Source organism: Variovorax sp. OV700 (assembly GCF_900099805.1).
Classification (GTDB): domain Bacteria; phylum Pseudomonadota; class Gammaproteobacteria; order Burkholderiales; family Burkholderiaceae_C; genus Variovorax.
Genome location: NZ_FNDR01000017.1, coordinates 86660 through 110688, shown reverse-complemented (window position 1 = coordinate 110688; position 24029 = coordinate 86660). Strand labels below are relative to the sequence as shown.

Here is a 24029-nt window from a genome sequence, read left to right as displayed (position 1 = left end):
CTTTTAAAAACTGGTTAAAAATACAGGTACTGGATATTCAGCCAGTGCCGCAAGGAACCCACATATGCAGTTCGCCGTGAAGCTTACCGCCCGCCAGCAGCAAATCCTGGATTTGATCCAGAGCGCCATCGCCCGTACCGGCGCTCCGCCCACGCGGGCCGAAATTGCCAATGAGTTGGGTTTCAAATCGGCCAATGCCGCCGAGGAGCACCTGCAGGCGCTGGCCCGCAAGGGCGTGATCGAACTCGTCAGCGGCACTTCGCGCGGCATTCGCCTCAAGGGCGACGCGCTGCGTTCGCTCAACGAGTCGCGCAACAACCAGTTTTCCCTTTCGCTGCCCGGCATGGCGCAGCTTGCGCTGCCGCTCATCGGCCGCGTCGCGGCGGGCTCGCCCATCCTGGCGCAAGAGCACGTCGACCAGACCTACTACGTCGAGAACACGCTGTTCCAGCGCCAGCCCGATTACCTGCTCAAGGTGCGCGGCATGTCCATGCGCGACGCCGGCATCATGGATGGCGACCTGCTCGCGGTGCAAGCCACCAAGGAAGCACGCAACGGCCAGATCGTGGTGGCCCGCCTCGGCGACGAAGTCACGGTCAAGCGCCTCAAACGCAACAAGCAGGTCATCGAGCTGCACGCAGAGAACCCCGACTACCCCACCATCGTGGTCCAGCCCGGCGAACCCTTCGAGATCGAAGGCCTGGCGGTCGGCCTCATCCGCAACACCATGCTGATGTAGGCCCTGCGGCCTGCTCAAAGCAGCACCCATCCGGCCGCAACAGGTGGCGGGCGTATGGCGCAATGTCGCCATCACCCTGTTGCGTCCCTTCAAAGAAATCCTGCCTGTGTTCAACCTCAGACTTTTTTGGAGTTCACATGGGAATCGCCCTCCTCACCATCGTTGATTTGTGGATGCCGCTGCAATCGCTGGCAAGCCGCCTGCTGCCAGCGCGCCGGCCTCCTCACCGCGACAGCGGTAGTGCGTCCGCAGGGTTGCGCTACGTTGCGGTGCGCCCGGCCTGCACGGCTCGGGCTCATGCCTCGGCACCACCCAAGGCCGCGCCGGCACCGAGCCGTCCCCTTCGCGTCATTCGCGTGGTCGACGGACCCCAGGGCCAAAAACGCAGCACCAACCGCATGGTGATCTCTGGTCGCATGGCCGACGTCTGCGCCGAACTCGACCGGCTCGCCGCGCTCGAAGCCATGGAAGCGCTCAGCACCGCCGCGCGCCCCACGCACCTGCACTGAATCCGTGCAGACCCCGGTGACCATGGCCCGGGGCGGGTATCCAAACGTTCACGCGAGCGTCACGTCAATGCTGCGAGGCACAATGGCACGCCATGAACATTGTGATCCTCGACGATTACCAGGACGCCGTGCGCAAATTGCGCTGCGCCGCCAAGCTGGACGCGTACGCGGCCAAGGTCTATACCAACACGGTCAAGGGCATCGGCCAGCTTTCAGTTCGACTGAAGGATGCCGATGTGATCGTGCTGATCCGCGAGCGCACCCACATCTCGCGCCAGCTGATCGAAAAGCTGCCCAAGCTCAAGCTCATTTCGCAGACGGGGCGCGTGGGCGGCCACATCGACGTCACGGCCTGCACCGAGCGGGGCGTGGCCGTGGCCGAGGGCACCGGCTCTCCCCAGGCGCCGGCCGAGCTGACCTGGGCACTCATCATGGCGGCCATGCGCCGCCTGCCCCAGTACATCAGCAACCTCAAGCACGGGGCGTGGCAGCAATCGGGGCTCAAGTCGGCCTCGATGCCGCCCAACTTCGGGCTGGGCTCGGTGCTAAAGGGCAAGACGCTCTGCATCTGGGGCTATGGTCGCATCGGGCAGCTGGTGGCGCGCTATGGGCAGGCCTTCGGCATGCAAGTGGTCATCTGGGGCCGCGAGGCAAGCTGTGCCAAGGCCCGCTCCGACGGCTTCCAGGTGGCGCAAAACCGCCACGAGTTCTTTGCTGCCGCCGACGTGCTGTCGGTGCACCTGCGGCTCAACGAGGAAACCAGCGGCATCGTCAAGCTCGAAGACCTTTCGCGCATGAAGCCGACGGCGCTCTTCGTCAACACCTCGCGCGCCGAACTGGTCGAGGCCGATGCGCTGCTGGCCGCGCTCAACCGCGGCCGTCCGGGGCTGGCTGCCGTCGATGTGTTCGAGAGCGAGCCGCCGCTGCAGGGCCACGCGCTGCTGCGCCTGGAAAACTGCATCTGCACGCCGCACATCGGCTATGTGGAGCAGGACAGCTACGAAAGCTATTTCGGCCAGGCTTTCGACAACGTCGTGAGCTTCATCAAGGGCAACCCCACCAACATCGTGAATCCCGGCGCGCTGCAGGTCCGCCGGTGATCCCGAGCCGCCGGGCCGCCGCAAGGCGAATACCGCGGCCGAAGGCGAAGGTCCTTCAGTGAGCCGGCCGGCGCCCCGGGGCGCGCTCTGGGCGCTGCTGGCCGGCAATTTCGTGATCGGCACGGGCGTGATGGTGGTGCCCGGCACGCTCAATGAAATCAGCACGTCGCTTGCCGTCACCGTCGCCGCCGCGGGCCAGTTGATCACGGCCGCCGCGGTCGTGATGTGCCTTGGCGCTCCGCTGCTGGCGGCTGTGGTCGCGGGCTGGGACCGCCGCCATTTGCTCGCCCTCTCCCTCCTCTGGTATGCCGCTGGGCATGTCATTGCGGCTTTGATGACGAGTTTTGGCGCCCTTCTGCCGGTGCGCATGCTCACGGTTGTCGCGCCGGCCATCTTCACGCCCCAGGCCGCGGCCTGTGCCGGCATGCTGGTGCCGCCGGAGCAGCGCGGGCGTGCCGTGACTTTCGTGTTTCTCGGCTGGTCGATGGCTTCCGTGCTGGGCCTGCCGCTCGGCGCGCTGATTGGTGGCCATCTGGGCTGGCGCATGGCTTTCACAGTCGTCGCGCTGCTCAGTATCGTGGGCGCGGCGTCGATCTGGCTGACGCTGCCGCGAGGCATCCGGCCCGCGGTGCTGACGGCGGCGGCCTGGTCGCGCGTGCTCCGCAGCCCGGTGCTGATGGGCATCGTCTCGGTCACCGCCCTGCAGCGGTGCCGGCCAGTTCGTCCTGTTCAGCTATTTCGGGCCCTTGCTGAAGTGGAATTTTGGCGCGGACCCCACCACGCTGAGCCTGATGTGGGCCCTGTTCGGCGCATTCGGTCTGGTGGGCAACATGCTCGTGAACCGGTTCATCGACCGTGCGGGCGCGGGCCGCATGGTGCTGCTGACAAGCTCGCTGATCGCGCTCAGCCTCTTTCTCTGGCCCTGGGCCGGCACACTCCCGTGGCTGGCGGCCGTACTCGTGCCCTGGGGCCTGGGCTGCTTCGCGACCAATTCGGCGCAGCAGGCACGGCTGGTGGGCCTGGCCCCGGCTCTTGCGCCGGGCTCGGTCGCGCTGAACAGCTCGGGCATCTGCATTGGCCAGGCGGTCGGTGCCGGACTGGGCGGATGGCTGCTTGCCAACGATGCGGTGGCTTGGATGAACTGGGTCGGTTTCGCCTTGCTGCTGCTCGCCATCGGCCTGAGCGTGACCATCGAGCGCAGCCGCCGCGCGGCGCGAAGCGCGGACCCGCGTAAAACCGGGCACGCGGCCGCGGCCCATGGCTGCAAAATCGAAGGCTGCGCAAATTCCGGGGTCCGGCGCCTGCAAGCGGGCTCGGCTCCATCAACCAGCGAAAATCTTTTTCAATGACAGTGAACTACACCCGGATCGGCGTCGTCGGCGCCGGCGCCATGGGCCGAGGCATCGCCCAGATCGCCGCCCAGGCAGGCAGCGAAGTGCTGCTGCTCGACAGCTTCGCAGGCGCCGCCGAGCGGGGGCGCGAAGCTCTCGCGGCCCAATGGAACAAGCTGCACGAGAAGGGCAAGATCGACGCCGCGGCGCGCGATGCACAGATCGCCCGTGTCAAGGCGGTCGATTCGGTTGCAGCCCTGGCCCAGTGCGACCTCGTCATCGAAGCGGTGGTCGAAGACCTCGAGGTCAAGCGCTCGCTGTTCCGCGAACTCGAATCGGTGGTCGCGCTCACGGCCACGCTCGCCACCAACACTTCGTCGCTGTCGGTCACGGCCATTGCGGCCGGGCTCAGGCAGCCGGAGCGCGTGGCGGGCTTTCACTTCTTCAACCCCGTGCCGCTGATGAAGGTGGTCGAGGTGGTGGCCGGCTTCAAGACCTCCACCGAAGTGTGCAAACGGTTGGCCGGCTATGCGGTGCAGATGGGCCATAGCGCCGTCCAGGCGCAGGACACGCCGGGCTTCATCGTCAACCACGCCGGACGCGGCTACGGCACCGAAGCACTGCGCATCGTGGGAGAAGGCGTGGCCGACTTCGCCACCGTCGACCGCATCCTCAAGGAACAGGCCGGCTTTCGCCTGGGCCCGTTCGAGCTGCTGGACCTGACGGCGCTCGACGTGTCGCACCCGGTGATGGAGTCGATCTATCACCAGTACTACGAGGAGCCGCGCTTCCGCCCCAGCGTGATCACGGCCCAGCGCCTTGCGGCGGGCGTGCTGGGCCGCAAGACCAACGAAGGCTTCTACAGCTACAACGACGGCGTGATGCAGCAGATCCCCGAAGCCGCACCGCCCACGCTCTCCGTGCTGCCCTCCGTCTGGGTCTCTCCGCGCGCCGCGCGGAGGGCCGACTTGCTGCGGCTGGTCAATGCACTGGGTGCGCAGATCGACAGCGGTGCCACGGCCGCGCCCGCGTCGCTCATCCTGGTGGCGCCGCTGGGCTTCGACGTGACCACGGTGGCCGCGGTCGAGCGCCTGGACGCGACGCGCACTGTCGGCATCGACATGCTGATCGACGATGCCGCCACCAAGCGCCGCGTGCTCGCCACCAACCCGGCCACGCGGCGCGACATCCGCGATGTGGCGCACGCCCTCTTCGCGCGCGATGGCAAGGCCGTGAGCGTGATCCGTGACAGCGGCGGCTTCGTCACGCAGCGCGTGATCGGCAACATCGTGAACATTGCCGCCGACATGTGCCAGCAGCGCGTCTGCTCGCCGGCCGATCTTGAAACTGCGGTTCAGCTGGGGCTGGGCTACCCACGCGGCCCGCTGGCCATGGGCAACCTGTATGGCCCCACCAACATGCTCGAAGTGCTGTTCAACCTGCAAACCGTCTACGGCGATCCGCGTTATCGCCCGAGCCCTTGGCTGCGCCGCCGCGGCGCGCTGGGCCTGAGCCTGCTGCACGAAGAAGAATAAGCAAACCCCAAGGAAAGCATCACAGCGATGACCGCCGAACTGAAGAGCACCAGCGAGGGACGCACCATGGTGCTCACCATCGCCAATCCGACCCAGCGCAATGCGCTGGGCCCCGAGATCTACGCCGCAGGCATCGAGGCGCTCAACGGCGCCGAGAGCAGCGATGAAATCCGCAGCGTCGTAATCGTGGGCGAAGGCGCATGGTTCTGCGCCGGCGGCTCGCTGCAGCGGCTGTCCGACAACCGCCAGCGCGACCCTTCGGTACAGGCCGAAAGCATCGAGGGCCTGCACAACTGGATCGATTCCATCCGCGCCTTCCCCAAGCCGATCATCGCGGCGGTCGAAGGCGCAGCGGCAGGCGCCGGTTTCTCGCTTGCGCTGGCCTGCGATTTCGTCGTCGCCGCGCGCGATGCAATTTTTGCGGCGTCGTACAGCAACGTGGCGCTGTCGCCCGACGGCGGCCTGAGCTGGCACCTGGGCCAAGCATTGCCGCGCCAGCTGGCCAGCGAGTGGCTGATGTGCGGCGAACGCATCGGCGCGCCGCGGCTGCATGCGCTCGGGCTGGTCAACGAACTGAGCGAAAACGGCCAGGCGCTCGCCAGCGCATTGGCGCTGGCAACCAGGCTCAACGCACGCGCGCCGAACTCGCTCGCCAGCATCAAGGAGCTGCTGAGCGAAGCGCGCGGCGCCACGTTCGCGTCGCAGCTCTCGCAGGAGCGCGACCACTTCGTGCGCAACCTTCATCATTCGAATGCCGGCATCGGCATTGCCGCGTTTCTCGAGAAGAAGCCTCCGCAGTACGAGTAGCGGCGCTACGTCGCTCTCGTGACACCCTCCAGCATTTCAGTCGCCGACAGGACAGACCAATGGACGACCCCATTCTTACCATCGAAGAACGTGAAGCGATCAACAGTGGTCGCTGGTTTTCTTCTCTATCTCCCTCGCTGCGGCACGACATTCTCCGATGTGCTTTCGTCAAACGCTACAAGGACGGCGACCTGATCGCCGCCCGCGGCGATCCTCCCGACCACTGGATTGCCTGCGCCAAGGGCGCGGTGCGCGTCAGTTCCACCGCTGTCTCGGGCAAGCAGGTGACGCTGACCTATGTGGAGCCGGGCATCTGGTTCGGCGATGTGGCGATGTTCGACGGGGACCGTCGCACCCACGATGCCTATGCGCATGGGGACACCACCATCCTCTGCGTGGCCCGCGCCGACTTCCAGAAAATTCTGGCCACGCACGTGGAGCTGTACGAAGCGCTGATGCGGTTGCAGGCACGCCGCATCCGCACACTCTTCGGGCTGGTGGAAGACCTCAACACCCTGCCCTTGCGCGCACGGCTGGCCAAGCAGCTCATTCACCTGGTGCGCAGCTACGGTGTGCCCAACCTGGAAGACGGCAGCCAGATGCGCATCGGCCTGCAGCTTGCGCAGGAAGAGCTGGCGCAGCTGCTCGGCGCATCGCGCCAGCGCGTCAACCAGGAACTCAAGACCATGGAACGCGAGGGCACCATCCGCATCGAGCCGGGCGGCCTCGTGGTTCTCGACCGCGTGGCACTGATGCGCGTCTCCGAAGCGGACATCTGACATGAGCCAGGACTTCTCCAACTTCATCGGCACCCGGGCGGTTTCGCAGCAGCACGCCTTCGACGTCGACGCGCTCGCGGCGTGGCTCGAGAAGAACCTCGATGGCTTCAAAGGTCCGCTCACGGTGGAGATGTTCAAAGGCGGCCAGTCGAACCCGACCTACAAGCTCGTCACGCCCACGCAGAGCTACGTGATGCGCGCCAAGCCCGGTCCGGTTGCCAAGCTGCTGCCCTCGGCCCATGCGGTGGAGCGCGAATTCAAGGTCATGAGCGGCCTTGCCGGCACCGACGTGCCCGTGCCGCGCATGCACTGCCTGTGCGAAGACGAAGCCGTCATCGGCCGCGCCTTCTACGTGATGGAGTTCATGCAGGGCCGCGTGCTGTGGGACCAGTCGCTGCCGGGCATGAGCAATGCCGAGCGCACGGCCATCTACGACGAGATGAACCGCGTCATCGCTGCGCTGCACACCGTGAAGTTCGCCGAGCGCGGCCTGGCCGACTACGGCAAGCCCGGCAACTACTTCGAGCGGCAGATCGGCCGCTGGAGCAAACAGTACAAGGCCTCGACCGATGGTGCCGGCGAACTGTCGCAGCCGATCGAGGCCATGGAGCGCCTGATCGACTGGCTCCCCGCCCACATGCCTGCGAGCGCGCGCGACGAGAACAAGGTCTCGATCGTCCATGGCGACTACCGCCTGGACAACGTGATGTTCCATGCGACGGAGCCGCGGATCATCGCTGTGCTCGACTGGGAGCTCTCCACGCTGGGCCATCCCCTGGCGGACTTCAGCTACCACTGCATGTCCTGGCACATGCCCCCCACCACCGGCCGCGGCATCGGCGGCGTGGATGTCGCGGCGCTGGGCATTCCCACCGAGAGCGAATACATCCGCCGTTATTGCGAGCGCACGCGCATCACCACGCCCGAAGCGCTGGCGCCCGACTGGAACTTCTACCAGGCCTACAACCTGTTTCGCATGGCCGCGATCCTGCAAGGCATTGCCAAGCGGGTCGAGGCCGGTACCGCATCGAGCGAGCAAGCCGTGGCCTCTGCCCGCGGCGCGCGACCGATGGCCGAAATGGCCTGGCAGTTTGCCCAAAAGGCGTAGCTGCCCCACACCCCTACCAGGAGACAAACGATGGACTTCGAATACTCGGCAAAAACCAAGGAACTCCAGAAGCGCGTGAGCGCGTTCATGGACGCGCACATCTACCCGGCCGAAGCCGAGTATTCGGCTGAACTGGCCGCCAACACGGCCGCGGGCAAGCGCTGGACTGCGCTCAAGACCGTTGAGAAGGTCAAGGAGAAGGCCAAGGCCCAGGGGCTGTGGAACCTCTTCCTGCCGGTCGACAGTGCCTCCGCGTCGGGCTATGAAGGCGCCGGCCTCACGAACCAGGAATACGCACCGCTGGCCGAGATCATGGGCCGCGTGCCATGGGCTTCGGAAGCCTTCAACTGCTCGGCGCCGGACACCGGCAACATGGAGACCATTGCCCGCTATGGCTCCGAAGCCATCAAGGCGCGCTGGCTCAAGCCGCTGCTCGAAGGCCAGATCCGCTCCGCCTTCGCAATGACCGAGCCGGATGTCGCATCCAGCGACGCGACCAACATCTCGACCCGCATCGAACGCCAAGGCAACGAGTATGTGATCAACGGCCACAAGTGGTGGATTTCGGGTGCCGCCGATCCGCGCTGCGCCGTGTTCATCACCATGGGCAAGAGCGACCCTGACGCACCGAAGCACTCGCAGCAGAGCATGGTCATCGTGCCGGCGGACGCCCAGGGCATCCGCATCGTGCGCCCGCTCAACGTGATGGGCTACGACGACGCGCCGCACGGCCACGTCGAGATGTACTTCGAGAACGTGCGCGTGCCGGTCGACAACATTCTGCTCGGCGAAGGCCGCGGCTTCGAAATCGCCCAGGGCCGGCTTGGCCCGGGACGCATTCACCACTGCATGCGCCTCATCGGCCTGGCCGAGCGCGCGCTCGAACTCATGTGCCGGCGCGCCTCCTCGCGCGTGGCTTTCGGCAAGACGGTCGCCTCCCAAACCGTGACGCAGGAGCGCATTGCCGAAGCGCGCTGCAAAATCGACATGGCCCGCCTGCTCACGCTCAAGGCCGCATGGCTGATGGACGTGGCCGGCAACAAGGTTGCGAAGAACGAGATCGCGATGATCAAGGTGGTCGCGCCGAGCATGGCCTGCCAGGTGATCGATTGGGCCATGCAGGTGCATGGCGGCGGCGGCATGAGCGACGACTTTCCGCTGGCCTACGCCTACGCCGGTGCGCGCACGCTGCGCTTTGCGGACGGCCCGGACGAAGTGCACCGCAACGCGATTGCGAAGTGGGAGCTGGGCAAGTACGCGCCCAGCAAGACCGAAGCCGAGCCGCCCGTGACGCGCTTCTGATTTGTCTTGTTCCCTCTCCCTCCAGGAGAGGGTTAGGGTGAGGGCCGACGGCGCCAAACGCGCCCCGGCCCTTTTTCTTTTTCAGAGCTTCTTCTGCAGAAAAACCGCGTGTCCAAACGCCGGGTCGAGCCGATAGCCGATGAATCCTTCACGCTCGTAGCTGCGTAGCGCGGGCGCATTGCCTGAGAGCACTTCGAGCGTGAGCTTGCAAGCGCCACGCGCCCTCGCCTCCTGCTCCACCCGCGCGAACATGCGCTGCGCAACGCGCTGTCCGCGATGGCTGGGCACAACGACCACGTCATGCACGTTGACCAGCGGCCGGCAGGCAAAAGTCGAGAAGCCTTCGATGCAGTTGACGAGGCCGACCGGCTGTGCGCCGTCGTACGCCAGCACGCTGAAGGCTTGCGGCCGCGCGGCCAGTGCCGCGGGCAGGCCGGCGCGCACGCTGGCGTCTAGCGGCGTGCCGCCGCCGGCGGGATCGCGCGCATAGGCATCGAGTAGATCGACCAACGCAGCCGCCTGCGCGGCGTTGCGGTAGTCGACGAGGACGACCTCGATCATCGTTGCTGCGCGGATTCGAGGGTTGCCGCAAGGCGTTTCGCGCAAGACTCGGCCTGCTTGGCGTCTCGCGCCTCGACCATCACGCGAACCAGCGGCTCGGTGCCGCTTGCGCGAATCAGTACGCGGCCGCCGTCGCCAAGCTCGGCTTCGGTACGCTCTGTTTCGCTCGCCAGGGCATCGTTGTTCTTCCAGTCCTGGCCCGGCGCCAGGCGGACATTGATCAGAACTTGGGGAAACAGCGTGAGATCCGCAAGCAGCTGCGCTACGGTCTTGCCGCTGCGCACGCAGGCTTGCAGCACCTGCAGCGCGCTCACGATGCCGTCGCCCGTCGTGTGGCGGTCCAGCACCAGCAGATGGCCCGAGCCCTCACCACCCAGCAGCCAGCCGCGCTTGTCGAGCTCTTCGAGCACGTAGCGGTCGCCCACCTTGGCGCGCACGAATTCGATGCCCTGCGCGCGCAGCGCCACCTCGACGGCCTTGTTGGTCATCAGCGTGCCGACCACGCCAGCGGGCTTTTCGCCGCGGGCGATGCGCTCGGCCACCATCAGGTAGAGGAGTTCGTCGCCGTTGAAGAGACGCCCGCTCGCGTCGACGAGTTGCAGGCGGTCGGCGTCGCCGTCGAGCGCGATGCCGTAGTCGGCCTTCTGCTCGGTCACCGCCGCCACCAGCGCCGCCGGATGGGTGGCGCCAAACCCCTTGTTGATGTTGAGCCCGTCGGGCGTACAGCCGATGCTGGTGACCTCGGCCCCCAGCTCGTGGAACACGTTCGGCGCCACCTGGTAAGCCGCGCCGTGTGCCGCGTCGATCACCAGCTTCATGTCGCGCAGCGTCAGATCGTTTGCGAAAGTGCTCTTGCAGAACTCGATGTAGCGGCCCGGCGCATCGTTCAGGCGGCGGGCCTTGCCGAGTTCGGCAGAGGTTGCCCACACCGGAGCTTCCTCGAGCGCGGCCTCCACCGCAAGCTCCCACTCGTCGTCGAGCTTGGTTCCCTGTGCGCTAAAAAACTTGATGCCGTTGTCGGGATAGGCGTTGTGGCTGGCGCTGATCACCACGCCCAGGCTCGCACGCTGCGCGCGCGTCAGGTACGCCACGCCGGGGGTCGGCAACGGGCCCAACAGCACCACGTCGGCGCCTGCGGAATTAAAGCCCGACTCGAGCGCGCTTTCGAGCATGTAGCCCGAGATGCGGGTGTCCTTGCCGATCAGCACCGTGGGGCGCGACTGGCTCCTCTTGAGGACGCGGCCCACGGCATGCGCGAGGCGCAGAACGAAATCAGGGGTGATGGGCGACTGGCCGACCGTACCGCGAATGCCGTCGGTGCCAAAGTATCTTCGGGTCACGGGATCTCCTCTTGTTGTTGATCTTGTGAAACTTGCAAATCGGGATGCGGCTCTTCGGCCTTCATGGCGCGCCACACGGCGAGCGCCGACACGGTTTCGCGCACATCGTGCACCCGCACGACGGCCGAGCCCCGCTCTACCGCGAGCACCGCTGCCACCACGCTGGGCACCATGCGTCCGCTGGCTATTTCGATGCCGCTCACGGCACCGATCGACGACTTGCGGGACCAGCCCAGAAGCAGCGGAAAGCCGGCTCCGAGCAACTCGCGCTGGCGCGCCAGCAGGGCAAAATTCTGCGCCACGGTCTTGCCGAAGCCAATGCCGGGGTCGAGCGTGATCCGCGAGGGATCGATCTTCAGCGCCTGCAAGTGCGCCAGCTGCTCCGCCCAGAACGACAGCACCGCGGGCACCACGTCACCCTGCATCGGCGCGGCCTGCATGGTTTGCGGATCCCGGTACATGTGCATCAGGCAGATACCGCACGAGGGATGCACGGCCACGGCTTCGCGCGCCCCGGGCTGCCGCAGTGCCCACACGTCGTTGATGATGTCGGCGCCCAGATCGAGCACCGCGTGCATGACTTCCGGTTTGTAGGTATCGACAGACACCGGCACGTTGAGCCTGACCGCTTCCCGGACGACGGGCAGCACGCGCGCCAGTTCGGCGTCGAGTGGCACGGCCGGGCTGCCCGGGCGGGTCGATTCGCCGCCGACGTCGAGGATGTCGGCGCCCTCTTTCAGCAGTTGCTCGCAATGGCGCAGCGCGGCCTCGGTGGAAGCATGCGCTCCGCCGTCGGAGAAGGAATCGGGGGTGACATTGACGATGCCCATCACGCGCGGTTGCGCGAGATCGATTGCGAAACGCGCGGTCTGCCAGGCCCGTGCGGGAGGCATCGTCATGCTGCGGCACCTTCATCGAAAACGGGGCCCAGGGCCCCGTTGTTGTTTGACGCCGGATGCACTTCAGGCAACTGTAGGCGCCGGATCCGGATTGACGGCTGGCGTGCCGCCGCTGCCGCCACTGCCCGAAGGCGGGATGCGCGGCGTCCAGTCCTTGGGCGGACGCGGTGCGCGGCCTGCCATGATGTCGTCGAGTTGCTCGCTGTCGATGGTTTCCCACTCGAGCAGGGCCTTGGCCATGGTGTGCATCTTGTCGCTGTTTTCCTCGATGAGGCGGCGCGCAAGGGCGTACTGCTCGTCGATGATGCGGCGAACTTCGGCATCGACCTTTTCCATGGTCTGCTCGCTCATGTTCGTGGTCTTGGTGACCGAGCGGCCGAGGAACACTTCGCCTTCGTTCTCTGCGTAGACCATCGGGCCGAGCGCGTCAGTCATGCCGTAGCGCGTGACCATGTCGCGGGCGATGGAGGTCGCGCGCTCGAAGTCGTTGCTGGCGCCGGTGGTCATCTGGTGCATGAACACTTCTTCGGCGATGCGGCCACCGAACAGCATGCTGATCTGGTTCAGCATGTACTCGCGGTCGTAGCTGTAGCGATCTTGTGCCGGCAGGCTCATGGTCACGCCCAGGGCGCGGCCACGCGGAATGATGGTGACCTTGTGGACCGGGTCGCACTTGGGCAGCAGCTTGCCGATGAGGGCGTGGCCGGACTCGTGGTAGGCCGTGTTGCGGCGCTCTTCCTCGGGCATGACCATGCTCTTGCGCTCGGGGCCCATGAAGATCTTGTCCTTGGCCTTCTCGAAGTCCTGCATTTCGACCACGCGCGCATTGCGGCGTGCGGCCATCAGGGCGGCTTCGTTGCAGAGGTTGGCCAAGTCGGCGCCGGACATGCCTGGCGTGCCGCGGGCGATGACGCTCGGGTTCACGTCCTGGCCCAGCGGGACCTTGCGCATGTGCACGCCGAGGATCTGCTCGCGTCCGCGGATGTCGGGCAGCGTGACATACACCTGGCGGTCGAAACGGCCGGGACGCAGCAGTGCGGCGTCCAGGATGTCCGGGCGGTTGGTGGCGGCCACCACGATCACGCCGAGGTTGGTTTCGAAACCGTCCATCTCGACCAGCATCTGATTGAGCGTTTGTTCGCGTTCGTCGTTGCCGCCGCCCAGGCCGGCGCCGCGCTGACGGCCCACCGCATCGATTTCGTCGATGAAGATGATGCAGGGAGCGTTCTTCTTGGCGTTTTCGAACATGTCGCGCACGCGGGCCGCGCCCACACCGACGAACATTTCGACGAAGTCGGAACCCGAGATCGAGAAGAACGGAACTTTGGCTTCGCCGGCGATCGACTTGGCCAGCAAGGTCTTGCCGGTGCCCGGAGGGCCGACCAGCAGCAAGCCGCGCGGAATGCGGCCGCCCAGTTTCTGGAAGCGCTGCGGGTCTTTCAGGAAGTCGACGACTTCACGGACTTCTTCCTTGGCCTCGTCGCAGCCCGCGACGTCGGCGAAAGTGACCGTGTTGTTGTTCTCGTCCATCATGCGGGCCTTGCTCTTGCCGAAGCTGAACGCCCCGCCTTTGCCGCCGCCCTGCATCTGGCGCATGAAATAGATCCAGACGCCGATCAAGAGCAGCATCGGGCCCCAGCTCACCAAGAGCGTCATGAGGAGCGAGCCCTCTTCACGCGGCTTGACGTCGAACTTGACGTTGTGGTCGATCAGGTCGCCGACCAGGCCGCGGTCGAGCACGGTGGCGGTTGTTCGGATCTTGCGATCGTCGTTGGTGACGGCGACGATTTCGCCGCCGCCCGCGCCTTCAGGAATGATGGCGCTCTTGATCTGGTTGTTTCGGACCTGATCCAGGAACTCCGAATAGCTCACCGCCCCTGAGCCGACGCCGCCGCGGGTGTCGAACTGCTTGAACACAGTGAACAACACCATGGCAATGACGAGCCATACGGCAACTTTGGAAAACCACTGATTGTTCAAACGAAGCTCCAGTCGAAAGCGCGTGACAAGATTGTGAAAGAACGCGCTATGGATACGCAATTGCGCCCCATTTTAGGCTTTTCAAGCTGCGAAAAGCGGGCATTTCCCTAAAGCAGCCATAGCCTGACAAGGGTTTGCGCCCCAACGGCGCCGTGTTAGGGCCCCTCGCGTCAAGGTATCAAGGCGTTTCCTGGGCCTTCAGGCCCATGCCGACGAGAAAGGTTTCGGACGATTTGTCGCGCGAAGCCTTGGGTTTGAAGGGCTTCACCGCGCGGAAATTTGCCTTGAACAGCTTCACCAGCTCGTCATAGCCGCTGCCATGGAAAAGCTTGGCGACCAGCGCTCCTTCGGGCTTCAGATGGTGCTGGGCAAAGTCGATTGCAAGCTCGATCAGGTGGGCCACGCGTGCGGCGTCGGCCGAATGGATGCCCGACAGGTTGGGTGCCATGTCGGATACCACCAAGTCGGCCTTCCGACCCGCCAGGACGCCCAGCACCTGCTCGAGCAGCTCCGCCTCGCGGAAGTCGCCCTGAAGGAAGGTCACGCCCTCGATCGGCTCCATGGGCAGCATGTCGAGCGCAATGATGGTGCCGTTCAGCTCGCCGGCCGCGGCGCCGTCGGGGGACATGCGCCGCCGCAGGTACTGGCTCCAGGCACCGGGCGTAGAGCCCAGGTCGACCACCAGCTGACCCGGCCTGACCAGGCCCAGCGATTCATCGATTTCCTTCAGCTTGTAGGCGGCGCGTGCGCGGTACCCCTCCCGCGTGGCCAGTTTGACGTACGGATCGTTGATGTGGTCGTGCAGCCACGCCTTGTTTACTTTTTTGCTTTTCGCCTTGGTGCTCATGGGGAGCCTCTCGTGCTTCGCGCTGCGGTATTCGCTTGGAAGCGGCCCGGCGGTTCGAGAGGTTGCTTTCTACCCTCGATAATACGGGGATGCCCGCCATTCAACTTACCCCTGCCGAGCGCAAGGTGCACCGCGCCGAAGCTCACCACCTGGATCCGATCGTCATGGTCGGTGGAGACGGGCTGACCCCTGCCGTTAAAAAAGAAGCCGATGCGGCGCTCAAGGCCCATGGCCTGATCAAGGTCCGCGTCTTTTCCGACGACCGCCTGGCGCGCGACGCCATGCTGCGCGAACTGGCCGAAGAGCTCGACGCAGCGCCCATCCAGCACATCGGCAAGCTGCTGGTGCTGTGGCGCCCCAAGCCCGAGAAAGAGCGCGTGGTCGACGAAGACCGCATGCCCGGCCCGCGCGACATCAAGGTGCTGAAGTACAGCAAGCGCGGCGGCCAGCGCCCCGAAATCAAGACCCTGCGCGTGCTCGGCAACCAGCGCCTCACCCCCGGCGGCACCATCAAGCGCGCCAAGGCGAAGCGGCCGCTCTCGGCCAAGAAACGCAACCAGTCGGATTGAGCTGGGTGACACGCCACATTCTCTGCATGAAGTGGGGCACCAAATACGGCCCCGAATACGTCAACCGCCTCTACGCGATGGTGCGCCGCAATCTCAGCGGCGACTTCAAGTTCGTGTGCCTGACGGACGACGGCAACGGCATCCGCCCCGAAGTGACGTGCCTGCCGATCCCGCCGCTGAACCTCCAGCTGGCGCCGGGCCAGCGCGACGGCGCATGGAAGAAGCTCACGACCTTCGAAAAGGACCTGCACGGTCTGCGCGGCACCGCCCTGTTCCTGGACGTCGACGTGGTTGTCGTGGGCAGCCTCGACGCCTTCTTCGAGCAGCCCGGCGAATTCCTGATCATTCACGACTATGCGCGCCCTTGGCGCCGCGAGCGGATCACCGGAAATTCATCGGTGTACCGCTTCGAACTGGGCGCCCATGCCGACGTGCTGGCGTATTTTCGCGACAACATGGACAAGGTGCAGGCCGAATACCGCAACGAGCAGGCCTACCTGTCCGACATGCTGCACAAGCAGGGCAAGCTCTCCTATTGGCCCTCGGCCTGGTGCCCTAGCTTCAAGTACCACGGCATTCCCATGTGGCCGACCAACTACTGGGAGGAGCCCTTCGTGCCCGAGGGCGCACGCATCATGGTGTTCCATGGTGAATGCAACCCCCCCGACGCGCTGGCAGGCCGGCGCAACCGGGCTTTCCGCTTCATCCGGCCTGCGAACTGGGTCGCGAAGTTCTGGAAAGAATGAACTGAAGGGGTGGCGGGCGGGACAGCAGCCTGTCCTGCCGCCCCGCTTCAGTCTGCCGTGAGCGCCCTGGCAGCGCCCATGCGCCACAGCAGCGCACCGGCACAGAGCCATTGAATCAGGTACATACCGCTTCCCACGGCATGCCACAGCTTGAGGTTGTCGCGCGCCAGAATGCGCGGCGCCACGGCATATTGCTGGAGCAGCGCCAGCAGCAACGCGCCCAGTATCAGGAAGATGGCAGTCATCGAGGCGCTGTCGATGCGGTCATCCATCCTCGTCCTGAAATGAACCAGGAGGAGCAGGCCGCAGCCAATGGCGATCCAGCTCTGCGCCTCGAACAGCTGGCCTGCGAAGTTGCCGGCCACCGCGGGATTGCCGAGCTTCGCGAAGAGCATCGGCACCACGAGGAAACCGATTGTCGTGAGACTGCCCCACCAGAAGGCGGCCAGCAGCAGCGCGAGGCGGTCTTTCATCCGGCGCGAATCAGAGGTAGCGGACTGCCACGATCTCGTAGCGCTTGAGGCCGCCCGGTGCCTGCACCTCGGCGACGTCGCCCTCTTCCTTGCCGATGAGCGCACGCGCGATCGGGCTGGAGATATTGATGAGGCCCAGCTTCAGGTCTGCTTCGTCCTCGCCGACGATCTGGTATTTGACCCCTTCGCCCGATTCTTCTTCCTCGAGCTCGACCGTGGAGCCGAACACCACTTTGCCGCCCGCGTCCAGTTCGGTCGGATCGATGATCTGCGCTGCCGAGAGCTTGCCCTCGACTTCCTGGATGCGGCCTTCGATGAAGCCCTGGCGGTCTTTCGCGACTTCGTATTCGGCGTTCTCGCTCAGGTCACCCTGTGCACGCGCCTCGGAAATCGCATTGATGACCCAGGGGCGGTCCACGGTCTTGAGCTGATGCAATTCAGCGCGCAGTTTCTCGGCACCGCGCTTGGTAATTGGAATGGTGGCCATGTTTGGTTCTCCATAAAGCGAAACCGCCGAACGCTGCCGTTCGGCGGTCGATTGGGGGACAGGATCAGACGAGGGTGCGTCCGGTCAGCCGGCTCAGGATGGCGAGCGGGCTCGAATCTGGATTGTATTGCTTCGCCGCGGGCAGATGAAGGGTCTGCTCGAGCATGTACTGCCCCGCCATCACGGCGTGCGAGGTCTGGTCGGAAAAGCACACCCACACCGAACCAGGCGGGAACTTCGCAGTTTCCTGCGGCGAACTTTCCTGGTAGGCCATGTCCGACTTCATGCCGTCGTGCAGCTGCAGCATCAGGTGGTCGTACTCGCTGCGGAACGACTTGGTCACGTGCAGGGCTTGCAGCAGCTTCGCCTGCCAGCGCGCGTAGGGCTTGGCGCGAGGCAGGAAGCGCCTGGCGATGTCCTCGAAGGGCTCGCCCACGCGCCAGACGCGCGGTGCGCCGTCGGGATTGACGTTGGTGAACACGCGCAGGATGCGCTCGCCGTAGTTGGGGCGCGACGGGAACGCATCGACGTGCAGGCGCCGGTCGTCCGCGCGCCACGACTGCACGCGCGTCTCGACCTGCGCCGGACGGTAGCTGGTGGGGGCCAGCCGCAAAGCGGGTGTGTAGTGCGGCAGCAGACCGTGGATCAGCTGCTGCGCCTGCGCCCGAAACCGCCCCACCATCGCCGTCGCGGTGCGCTGCACCGCCTTGTCGCCGACGGCGCCCTTGAGCTTGCCGTTGGCGTCGAGGCTGATGTTCCGCACGTTGGGCGACAGCAGGCTGGGCGTCAGCAGGCTGCGCTCTTCGGGCAGCAGCTCGAAGCCCAGGCGCGGAAAGTACAGCACCTTGCCCGCTTCGAGCGCCGCGATCCACGCCTCGTTCGGCGCGGCCGCGCTCCAGTCGGCAAGGTCCAGTTCGACGAGCTGGGTTTCCATGATGGCGCTCAGGCTCAGGCCACCGCTGCCAGCTGCGCGTGCATCTCCTGCACCGAGATCACGCCGAGTTCGTCCATGAAGCCCATGCCCTCGACTGCGGCTTCGGCGCCGAAAATCGTGGTGAAGGTGGTCACGCGCGCCAGCAGCGCCGAGGTGCGGATCTGCCGCGAATCGGTGATCGCGTTGCGGCGCTCTTCCACCGTGTTGATGACCAGCGCAATCTCGTTGTTCTTGATCATGTCCACGATATGCGGGCGGCCTTCGGTCACCTTGTTCACCGTCGCGCATTCGATGCCCGCGGCGCCGATGGCCGCGGCCGTGCCCTTGGTGGCGATGATCTCGAAGCCCAGCTTGACCAGGCCGCGCGCCACTTCGACCGCGCGCGCCTTGTCGTTGTTCTTCACCGAGATGAAGACCTTGCCCGACTTCGGCAGGTGCGTGCCGGCGCCCAGCTGCGACTTCACGAAGGCTTCGCCGAAGGTCTTGCCCACGCCCATCACTTCGCCAGTGGACTTCATCTCGGGGCCGAGGATCGTATCCACGCCCGGGAACTTGACGAATGGGAACACGGCCTCCTTCACGCTGAAGTACGGCGGTGTGACTTCCTTCGTCACGCCCTGCGACTTGAGCGACTGTCCGGCCATGCAGCGTGCCGCCACCTTGGCGAGCTGGATGCCGGTGGCCTTGCTCACGTAGGGTACGGTGCGGGAAGCACGCGGGTTCACTTCGAGCACGTAGATGACGTCCTTGCCATCCTTCTGCTGGATCGCGAACTGCACGTTCATCAGGCCGACCACATTGAGCGCCTTCGCCATCGCGGCGCTCTGGCGCTTCAGCTCGGCGATGGTTTCGGCGCTCAGGCTGTAGGGCGGCAGCGAGCAGGCGGAGTCGCCCGAGTGCACGCCGGCCTGTTCGATGTGTTCCATCACGCCGCCGATCAGCGTGGCGCCTTCGCCGTCGCGGATGCAGTCGACGTCGCACTCGACCGCGTCGTTCAGGAAGCGGTCGAGCAGCACCGGCGAGTCGTTGCTCACCTTGACCGCTTCGCGCATGTAGCGCTCGAGGTCGCGCTGCTCGTGCACGATTTCCATCGCGCGGCCGCCGAGCACGTAGCTGGGGCGAACCACCAGCGGGTAGCCCAGGGCGGCGGCCTTTTCGAGCGCTTCAGGTTCGGTACGCGCAGTGGCGTTCGGCGGCTGGCGCAGGCCCAGCTCGTGCAGCAGCTTCTGGAAGCGCTCGCGGTCTTCGGCCGCATCGATCATGTCGGGCGAGGTGCCGATGATCGGCACGCCGTTGGCTTCGAGGTCGAGCGCGAGCTTGAGCGGCGTCTGGCCGCCGTACTGCACGATCACGCCGAGCGGCTTTTCCTTGTCGACGATCTCGAGCACGTCTTCGAGCGTGAGCGGCTCGAAGTACAGGCGGTCGGAGGTGTCGTAGTCGGTCGACACAGTCTCGGGATTGCAGTTGACCATGATGGTCTCGTAGCCGTCCTCGCGCATGGCGAGCGCGGCGTGCACGCAGCAGTAGTCGAACTCGATGCCCTGGCCGATGCGGTTGGGACCGCCGCCGAGCACCATGATCTTCTTCCTGTCCGTCGGGTCGGCTTCGCACTCGTCTTCATACGTCGAGTACATGTAGGCCGTGTTGGTCGCGAACTCGGCCGCGCAGGTGTCCACGCGCTTGTAGACCGGGCGCACGCCCAGGGCGCGGCGCTTTTCGCGGATGGCCGTGTCGGTGGTCTTGAGCTGCTTGGCCAGGCGCCGGTCGGAGAAGCCCTTCTTCTTGAGTGCCAGCAGCGTGTCCTTGTCGATGTCGTCCAGTGACTTGGTTTCGAGTTCGAGTTCGATCTTCACGATCTCTTCGATCTGCACCAGGAACCACGGGTCGATCTTGGTCAGCGCGAACACTTCATCGACGCTCAGGCCCATGGCGAAGGCATCGCCCACGTACCAGATGCGCTCGGGGCCGGGCTCGCCCAGTTCCTTTTCGAGCACTTCGCGATCCTGCGTCTTCTCGTTCAGGCCGTCGACGCCCACTTCAAGGCCGCGCAGCGCCTTCTGGAACGACTCCTGGAAGGTGCGCCCCATGGCCATCACCTCTCCCACCGACTTCATCTGCGTGGTGAGGCGCGAATCGGCCTGCGGGAATTTTTCGAACGCGAAACGCGGGATCTTGGTGACCACGTAGTCGATCGACGGTTCGAACGACGCGGGCGTGGCGCCACCGGTGATTTCGTTGCGCAGCTCGTCGAGCGTGTAGCCCACGGCCAGCTTGGCCGCGACCTTGGCGATCGGGAAGCCCGTGGCCTTGGAGGCCAGCGCCGACGAACGCGAGACGCGCGGGTTCATCTCGATGACGACCATGCGGCCATCCTTCGGGTTGATCGAGAACTGCACATTCGAGCCACCGGTGTCCACGCCGATCTCGCGCAGCACGGCCAGCGAGGCGTTGCGGAGAATCTGGTATTCCTTGTCGGACAGCGTCTGCGCGGGAGCCACGGTGATCGAGTCGCCGGTGTGCACGCCCATCGGGTCGAGGTTTTCGATCGAGCAGACGATGATGCAGTTGTCGGCCTTGTCGCGCACGACTTCCATCTCGTACTCTTTCCAGCCGAGCAGCGACTCTTCGATCAGCAGCTCGTTGGTCGGCGAGGCTTCGATGCCGCGCTTGCAGATGGTCTCGAATTCGTCGGGGTTGTAGGCGATACCGCCGCCGGTGCCGCCGAGCGTGAAGCTGGGGCGGATCACGGTCGGGAAGCCCAACGTCTTCTGCACGGCCCAGGCTTCGTCCATCGAGTGGGCGATGCCGGAGCGCGCCGATCCGAGGCCGATCTTGGTCATCGCGTCCTTGAACTTCAGGCGGTCTTCGGCCTTGTCGATGGCTTCGGGCGTGGCACCGATGAGTTCGACAGGCTTGTTGGTGGCGGCGCCCGTGTACTTGTCGAGCACGCCGTTGCGCCAGAGGTCGAGCGCGCAGTTGAGCGCGGTCTGGCCGCCCATGGTCGGCAGGATCGCGTCGGGGCGCTCCTTGGCGATGATTTTTTCAACCGTCTGCCAGGTGATGGGCTCGATGTAGGTGACGTCGGCCGTGGCCGGGTCGGTCATGATCGTCGCAGGATTGCTGTTGATCAGGATGACCTTGTAGCCCTCCTCGCGCAAAGCCTTGCAGGCCTGCACGCCGGAGTAGTCGAACTCGCAGGCCTGGCCGATGATGATCGGGCCGGCGCCGATGATGAGAATGGATTTGAGGTCTGAGCGCTTGGGCATCTTATTTGTCCTTGGTGAATCCGATGCCGCGGCCGCTGTAGGCGCCCGGCTTCGGCTCATCCATCAGTTGATGGATCGCGTTGAATACATCGCGAAAGTTCTGGTCGTATCGCTGTTCCAGCGCGTTCAGCTTGCGTTTGAGATCGGCGTGCTCCGACAGCATGCTGCGCAGCTTGACGAAGGTACGCATGATCTCGATGTTGACGGCCACGGCGCGTTCGCTGCGCAGCACGCTCGACAACATGGCCACGCCCTGTTCGGTGAACGCCACGCTTCGGTAGCGCGCGCCACCGGAACCCGGCTTCTCAGGTTTTGAGATCACAAGTTGTGATTTCAAATTCTCGAGGTCCTGGTCCTCCAGGGTGAAGGCGAAATCCGCCGGAAAACGATCGAGGTTGCGGCGCATGGCCTGCAACAGCACCCGGGTCTCGACGCCATAGAGCGCGGCAAGGTCCTGCGCCAGCATGACCTTGAGGCCGCGCAGCGCGTAAATCTTGCCCTCGGCATCGCGCAAGGCGGCGATGACCGAAGCGTCGAGCACCGCGGGTGCATCAGCCACGTGCCTGCTCCATGAGCGCGGTGAAGCGGTCGAACAGGTAGCCGATGTCGTGCGGGCCGGGCGAGGCTTCAGGGTGGCCCTGGAAGCAGAACGCCGGCTTGTCGGTGCGGGCGAGGCCCTGCAGCGTGTTGTCGAACAGGCTGATGTGGGTGGCGCGCAGGTTGGCCGGCAGCGACTTCTCGTCGACCGCGAAGCCGTGGTTCTGGCTGGTGATGCTCACGCGGCCGTTGTCCAGGTCTTTCACCGGATGGTTGGCGCCGTGGTGGCCGAACTTCATCTTGAAAGTCTTCGCACCCGAAGCCAGCGCCATGATCTGGTGGCCCAGGCAGATGCCGAAGGTCGGAATGCCGGTCTCGATGAGTTCCTTGACCGCGCTGATGGCGTAGTCGCAAGGCTCCGGGTCGCCCGGGCCGTTGGCCAGGAAGATGCCATCGGGCTTGAGCTTGAGCACATCCGCGGCGGGCGTTTGCGCCGGCACCACGGTGATGCGGGCGCCGCGCTGCGCGATCATGCGCAGGATGTTCTTCTTGACGCCGTAGTCGAAAGCCACCACGTGGAACCTGGGCGTGATCTGCACGCCGTAGCCGGCGCCCAGCTTCCACTCGGTTTCGGTCCACTCGTAGGTCTGCTTCACCGACACGACCTTGGCCAGATCGAGCCCGGCCATGTTGGGCGCGCCCTTGGCGGCGGCAATGGCCTTGTCGATCAGCGCCTGTGTCACGGCTTCACCCGCGCCCAGGCCCAGGATGCAGCCGTTCTGCGCGCCATGGGTGCGCAGGTGGCGGGTCAGCTTGCGGGTGTCGATGTTGGCGATGGCCACCGTCTTGCCGGCCACGAGGTATTCGCTCAGCGTGGCCGTCTTGCGGAAATTGGATGCGACGAGCGGCAGGTCTTTGATGATCAGGCCAGCGGCATGGATCTTGTCGGCTTCGATGTCTTCCCCGTTGACGCCGTAGTTGCCGATGTGCGGATACGTGAGCGTTACGATCTGCTGGCAATAACTCGGGTCGGTGAGGATTTCCTGGTAACCGGTCATGGAGGTGTTGAACACCACCTCACCGGTCGTGGAGCCGGCGGCTCCGATCGAATTGCCTTGAAAGACCGTGCCGTCTGCGAGCGCCAGGATGGCGGGCGGGAAACTTCCCTTGAGAGACAAAAGCACTGGGTTCTCCGGATGGTTACGGTCGCCCGGAGCCCCAGGCGCGTTGCCTGCGGACTGCTGCTTAAGGGGATTTTGGCGTTAAAGGCGGCCGGGCGACGCTATTGCGAGTAAGCCCCCGATTGTAGCTCGGTGGCATCGCTCTCCCGCCTCGGGGGGCCGTAAAACATACGCGCCTCATGCCTTTATGGCATTGGCAAATCAGGAAACGGCCTGCGCAAACCCGGCCGCGCCGCTCGCGTGCAGGCAGATGGCCGCCGCGGCAGCCACGTTCAGCGACTCCTCGCCGCCCGGCTGCGCAATGCGGATGTGATGCGTGGCCCGTGCTTCGAGCGCCGGCGAAACGCCCTGCCCCTCGTGGCCCATCAGCCAGGCGCAGGGGTTTGGCAGGCGCGCCTCGTGCAGCCATTCGCCCCGGTGCGAACTGGTGGCCAGCAGCGGCACGTTCAGCTCGTCGAGTGCGTCGGCTTCCACGCCTTCGATCAGCCGGAGGCCAAAGTGCGCGCCCATGCCCGCGCGCAGCACCTTCGGCGCCCACAGCGCCGCCGTGCCCTTGAGCGCGATCACCTGCTTGAAACCAAAGGCCGCCGCGCTGCGCAGGATGGACCCGGCATTGCCGGCATCCTGCAGCCGGTCGAGCACGACACTCGGCGCGTCGGGCAGCAGCGCGGGCCGGGAAGGCAGGTCGAGCACGAATCCCATCGGCGCCGGCGATTCCAGTCCGCTGACGGCGCGCAAAAGATCATCGTCAATCACTACGGTTTTGGTAGCAGCATTTGCCCATTCGGCGGGAGCCAACGGCCAAAATGATGCGGAAAAAACGGCGATGGCGGGTTCGACCCCCCGCGCAAGTGCCGCGCGGCAGAGATGGTCGCCTTCGAGCCAGAGGCGGCCGAGTTTGCGGTAGGCGCCCGGGTCCTGGGCCAGCTTGCGCAAGTCCTTGAGCAGCGGGTTGTCGCGCGAGCTGATGTGGCTCGCGCCGGTCGGGGTGGTCATTTG

Annotated in this window: 22 protein-coding genes and 1 pseudogene; 11 read left to right on the top strand and 12 right to left on the bottom strand. The window is 65.4% G+C overall.

The window, feature by feature from the left end:
• The first annotated feature begins 64 nt into the window (after positions 1 to 64).
• The 9 genes and pseudogenes from lexA to BLR24_RS28085 all read left to right on the top strand — a co-directional run bounded on the left by lexA (position 65) and on the right by BLR24_RS28085 (position 9210).
• Positions 65 to 739, top strand: a complete 675-nt coding sequence (lexA, locus tag BLR24_RS28125) for a transcriptional repressor LexA (RefSeq protein WP_093023612.1) — start codon at positions 65 to 67, stop codon at positions 737 to 739.
• Between the two features lie 137 nt (positions 740 to 876).
• Positions 877 to 1248: a hypothetical protein gene (locus BLR24_RS28120; protein WP_093023610.1), complete on the top strand. Its 372-nt coding sequence runs from the start codon at positions 877 to 879 to the stop codon at positions 1246 to 1248.
• A 92-nt stretch (positions 1249 to 1340) separates the two neighbouring features.
• Positions 1341 to 2348 carry a D-2-hydroxyacid dehydrogenase family protein gene (locus tag BLR24_RS28115; protein ID WP_093023609.1) on the top strand — a complete coding sequence of 336 codons (1008 nt, stop codon included), beginning with the start codon at positions 1341 to 1343 and terminating at the stop codon, positions 2346 to 2348.
• A 58-nt stretch (positions 2349 to 2406) separates the two neighbouring features.
• Positions 2407 to 3562 (top strand): annotated as a pseudogene (locus BLR24_RS28110) (MFS transporter); the annotation flags it as partial.
• A gap of 131 nt (positions 3563 to 3693) precedes the next feature.
• Positions 3694 to 5214, top strand: coding sequence for a 3-hydroxyacyl-CoA dehydrogenase (locus BLR24_RS28105; protein ID WP_093023607.1), 1521 nt, complete (start codon positions 3694 to 3696; stop codon positions 5212 to 5214).
• Between the two features lie 27 nt (positions 5215 to 5241).
• Positions 5242 to 6021, top strand: coding sequence for an oxepin-CoA hydrolase, alternative type (locus BLR24_RS28100; protein WP_093023605.1), 780 nt, complete (start codon positions 5242 to 5244; stop codon positions 6019 to 6021).
• A 59-nt stretch (positions 6022 to 6080) separates the two neighbouring features.
• Positions 6081 to 6800, top strand: coding sequence for a Crp/Fnr family transcriptional regulator (locus tag BLR24_RS28095; RefSeq protein ID WP_093023604.1), 720 nt, complete (start codon positions 6081 to 6083; stop codon positions 6798 to 6800).
• Position 6801: 1 nt separating this feature from the next.
• Positions 6802 to 7908 (top strand): phosphotransferase, encoded by a 1107-nt coding sequence (locus BLR24_RS28090; protein WP_093023602.1) that lies wholly within the window; start codon positions 6802 to 6804, stop codon positions 7906 to 7908.
• Between the two features lie 30 nt (positions 7909 to 7938).
• A complete protein-coding gene (locus BLR24_RS28085) occupies positions 7939 to 9210 on the top strand; it encodes an acyl-CoA dehydrogenase family protein (protein ID WP_093023600.1) in 1272 nt (423 codons plus the stop codon).
• 81 nt (positions 9211 to 9291) lie between these two features.
• On the opposite strand, the gene BLR24_RS28080 is transcribed toward BLR24_RS28085, so the two are convergent.
• From BLR24_RS28080 to BLR24_RS28060, 5 genes are all read right to left on the bottom strand, one after another.
• Positions 9292 to 9771 (bottom strand): GNAT family N-acetyltransferase, encoded by a 480-nt coding sequence (locus BLR24_RS28080; protein ID WP_093023598.1) that lies wholly within the window; start codon positions 9769 to 9771, stop codon positions 9292 to 9294.
• On the bottom strand, positions 9768 to 11111 hold the full coding sequence (gene glmM, locus BLR24_RS28075) for a phosphoglucosamine mutase (protein ID WP_093023596.1): 1344 nt from the start codon (positions 11109 to 11111) through the stop codon (positions 9768 to 9770). The genes BLR24_RS28080 and glmM overlap by 4 nt, the downstream gene beginning before the upstream one ends.
• Positions 11108 to 12010 (bottom strand): dihydropteroate synthase, encoded by a 903-nt coding sequence (gene folP / locus BLR24_RS28070; RefSeq protein ID WP_093023594.1) that lies wholly within the window; start codon positions 12008 to 12010, stop codon positions 11108 to 11110. Before folP ends, glmM begins: the two co-directional genes overlap by 4 nt.
• A gap of 63 nt (positions 12011 to 12073) precedes the next feature.
• Entirely contained in the window at positions 12074 to 13990 is a 1917-nt protein-coding gene (gene ftsH, locus BLR24_RS28065; RefSeq protein WP_093023592.1) for an ATP-dependent zinc metalloprotease FtsH, read from the bottom strand.
• A gap of 178 nt (positions 13991 to 14168) precedes the next feature.
• Positions 14169 to 14837: an RlmE family RNA methyltransferase gene (locus tag BLR24_RS28060; protein ID WP_093023589.1), complete on the bottom strand. Its 669-nt coding sequence runs from the start codon at positions 14835 to 14837 to the stop codon at positions 14169 to 14171.
• An 89-nt stretch (positions 14838 to 14926) separates the two neighbouring features.
• Here BLR24_RS28060 and BLR24_RS28055 point away from each other — a divergent pair, with 89 nt between their 5' ends.
• Positions 14927 to 15406 (top strand): YhbY family RNA-binding protein, encoded by a 480-nt coding sequence (locus BLR24_RS28055; protein WP_055796764.1) that lies wholly within the window; start codon positions 14927 to 14929, stop codon positions 15404 to 15406.
• 26 nt (positions 15407 to 15432) lie between these two features.
• Entirely contained in the window at positions 15433 to 16152 is a 720-nt protein-coding gene (locus tag BLR24_RS28050; RefSeq protein WP_093023587.1) for a glycosyltransferase, read from the top strand.
• Positions 16153 to 16199: 47 nt separating this feature from the next.
• Here BLR24_RS28050 and BLR24_RS28045 read toward each other — a convergent pair whose 3' ends face one another.
• The 7 genes from BLR24_RS28045 to BLR24_RS28015 form a co-directional block, all read right to left on the bottom strand.
• The gene (locus BLR24_RS28045) at positions 16200 to 16625 is read right to left on the bottom strand and encodes a DUF4149 domain-containing protein (RefSeq protein ID WP_093023585.1); all 426 of its coding nucleotides are present in this window, start codon (positions 16623 to 16625) and stop codon (positions 16200 to 16202) included.
• 10 nt (positions 16626 to 16635) lie between these two features.
• Complete coding sequence (greA, locus tag BLR24_RS28040; protein WP_093023583.1) at positions 16636 to 17112, bottom strand: transcription elongation factor GreA; 477 nt, start codon at positions 17110 to 17112, stop codon at positions 16636 to 16638.
• Between the two features lie 64 nt (positions 17113 to 17176).
• Complete coding sequence (locus BLR24_RS28035) at positions 17177 to 18046, bottom strand: Kdo hydroxylase KdoO (RefSeq protein WP_093023581.1); 870 nt, start codon at positions 18044 to 18046, stop codon at positions 17177 to 17179.
• Between the two features lie 14 nt (positions 18047 to 18060).
• Positions 18061 to 21312, bottom strand: a complete 3252-nt coding sequence (gene carB / locus BLR24_RS28030; protein WP_093023579.1) for a carbamoyl-phosphate synthase large subunit — start codon at positions 21310 to 21312, stop codon at positions 18061 to 18063.
• A 1-nt stretch (position 21313) separates the two neighbouring features.
• Positions 21314 to 21853 carry an ORF6N domain-containing protein gene (locus tag BLR24_RS28025; RefSeq protein WP_254787633.1) on the bottom strand — a complete coding sequence of 180 codons (540 nt, stop codon included), beginning with the start codon at positions 21851 to 21853 and terminating at the stop codon, positions 21314 to 21316.
• A 10-nt stretch (positions 21854 to 21863) separates the two neighbouring features.
• Positions 21864 to 23033 (bottom strand): glutamine-hydrolyzing carbamoyl-phosphate synthase small subunit, encoded by a 1170-nt coding sequence (gene carA / locus BLR24_RS28020; protein ID WP_093023575.1) that lies wholly within the window; start codon positions 23031 to 23033, stop codon positions 21864 to 21866.
• 198 nt (positions 23034 to 23231) lie between these two features.
• Positions 23232 to 24026, bottom strand: a complete 795-nt coding sequence (locus BLR24_RS28015) for a TrmH family RNA methyltransferase (RefSeq protein ID WP_093023573.1) — start codon at positions 24024 to 24026, stop codon at positions 23232 to 23234.
• Positions 24027 to 24029 lie beyond the last annotated feature (3 nt).

Bases quoted from the DNA above. Each gene is read 5' to 3' on its own strand.
- lexA (WP_093023612.1), top strand. From the start codon at position 65: ATGCAGTTCGCCGTGAAGCTTACCGCCCGCCAGCAGCAAATCCTGGAT.
- BLR24_RS28120 (WP_093023610.1), top strand. From the start codon at position 877: ATGGGAATCGCCCTCCTCACCATCGTTGATTTGTGGATGCCGCTGCAA.
- BLR24_RS28115 (WP_093023609.1), top strand. From the start codon at position 1,341: ATGAACATTGTGATCCTCGACGATTACCAGGACGCCGTGCGCAAATTG.
- BLR24_RS28105 (WP_093023607.1), top strand. From the start codon at position 3,694: ATGACAGTGAACTACACCCGGATCGGCGTCGTCGGCGCCGGCGCCATG.
- BLR24_RS28100 (WP_093023605.1), top strand. From the start codon at position 5,242: ATGACCGCCGAACTGAAGAGCACCAGCGAGGGACGCACCATGGTGCTC.
- BLR24_RS28095 (WP_093023604.1), top strand. From the start codon at position 6,081: ATGGACGACCCCATTCTTACCATCGAAGAACGTGAAGCGATCAACAGT.
- BLR24_RS28090 (WP_093023602.1), top strand. From the start codon at position 6,802: ATGAGCCAGGACTTCTCCAACTTCATCGGCACCCGGGCGGTTTCGCAG.
- BLR24_RS28085 (WP_093023600.1), top strand. From the start codon at position 7,939: ATGGACTTCGAATACTCGGCAAAAACCAAGGAACTCCAGAAGCGCGTG.
- BLR24_RS28080 (WP_093023598.1), bottom strand. From the start codon at position 9,771: ATGATCGAGGTCGTCCTCGTCGACTACCGCAACGCCGCGCAGGCGGCT.
- folP (WP_093023594.1), bottom strand. From the start codon at position 12,010: ATGACGATGCCTCCCGCACGGGCCTGGCAGACCGCGCGTTTCGCAATC.
- BLR24_RS28060 (WP_093023589.1), bottom strand. From the start codon at position 14,837: ATGAGCACCAAGGCGAAAAGCAAAAAAGTAAACAAGGCGTGGCTGCAC.
- BLR24_RS28055 (WP_055796764.1), top strand. From the start codon at position 14,927: ATGCCCGCCATTCAACTTACCCCTGCCGAGCGCAAGGTGCACCGCGCC.
- BLR24_RS28050 (WP_093023587.1), top strand. From the start codon at position 15,433: ATGAAGTGGGGCACCAAATACGGCCCCGAATACGTCAACCGCCTCTAC.
- BLR24_RS28045 (WP_093023585.1), bottom strand. From the start codon at position 16,625: ATGAAAGACCGCCTCGCGCTGCTGCTGGCCGCCTTCTGGTGGGGCAGT.
- greA (WP_093023583.1), bottom strand. From the start codon at position 17,112: ATGGCCACCATTCCAATTACCAAGCGCGGTGCCGAGAAACTGCGCGCT.
- BLR24_RS28035 (WP_093023581.1), bottom strand. From the start codon at position 18,046: ATGGAAACCCAGCTCGTCGAACTGGACCTTGCCGACTGGAGCGCGGCC.
- carB (WP_093023579.1), bottom strand. From the start codon at position 21,312: ATGCCCAAGCGCTCAGACCTCAAATCCATTCTCATCATCGGCGCCGGC.
- BLR24_RS28015 (WP_093023573.1), bottom strand. From the start codon at position 24,026: ATGACCACCCCGACCGGCGCGAGCCACATCAGCTCGCGCGACAACCCG.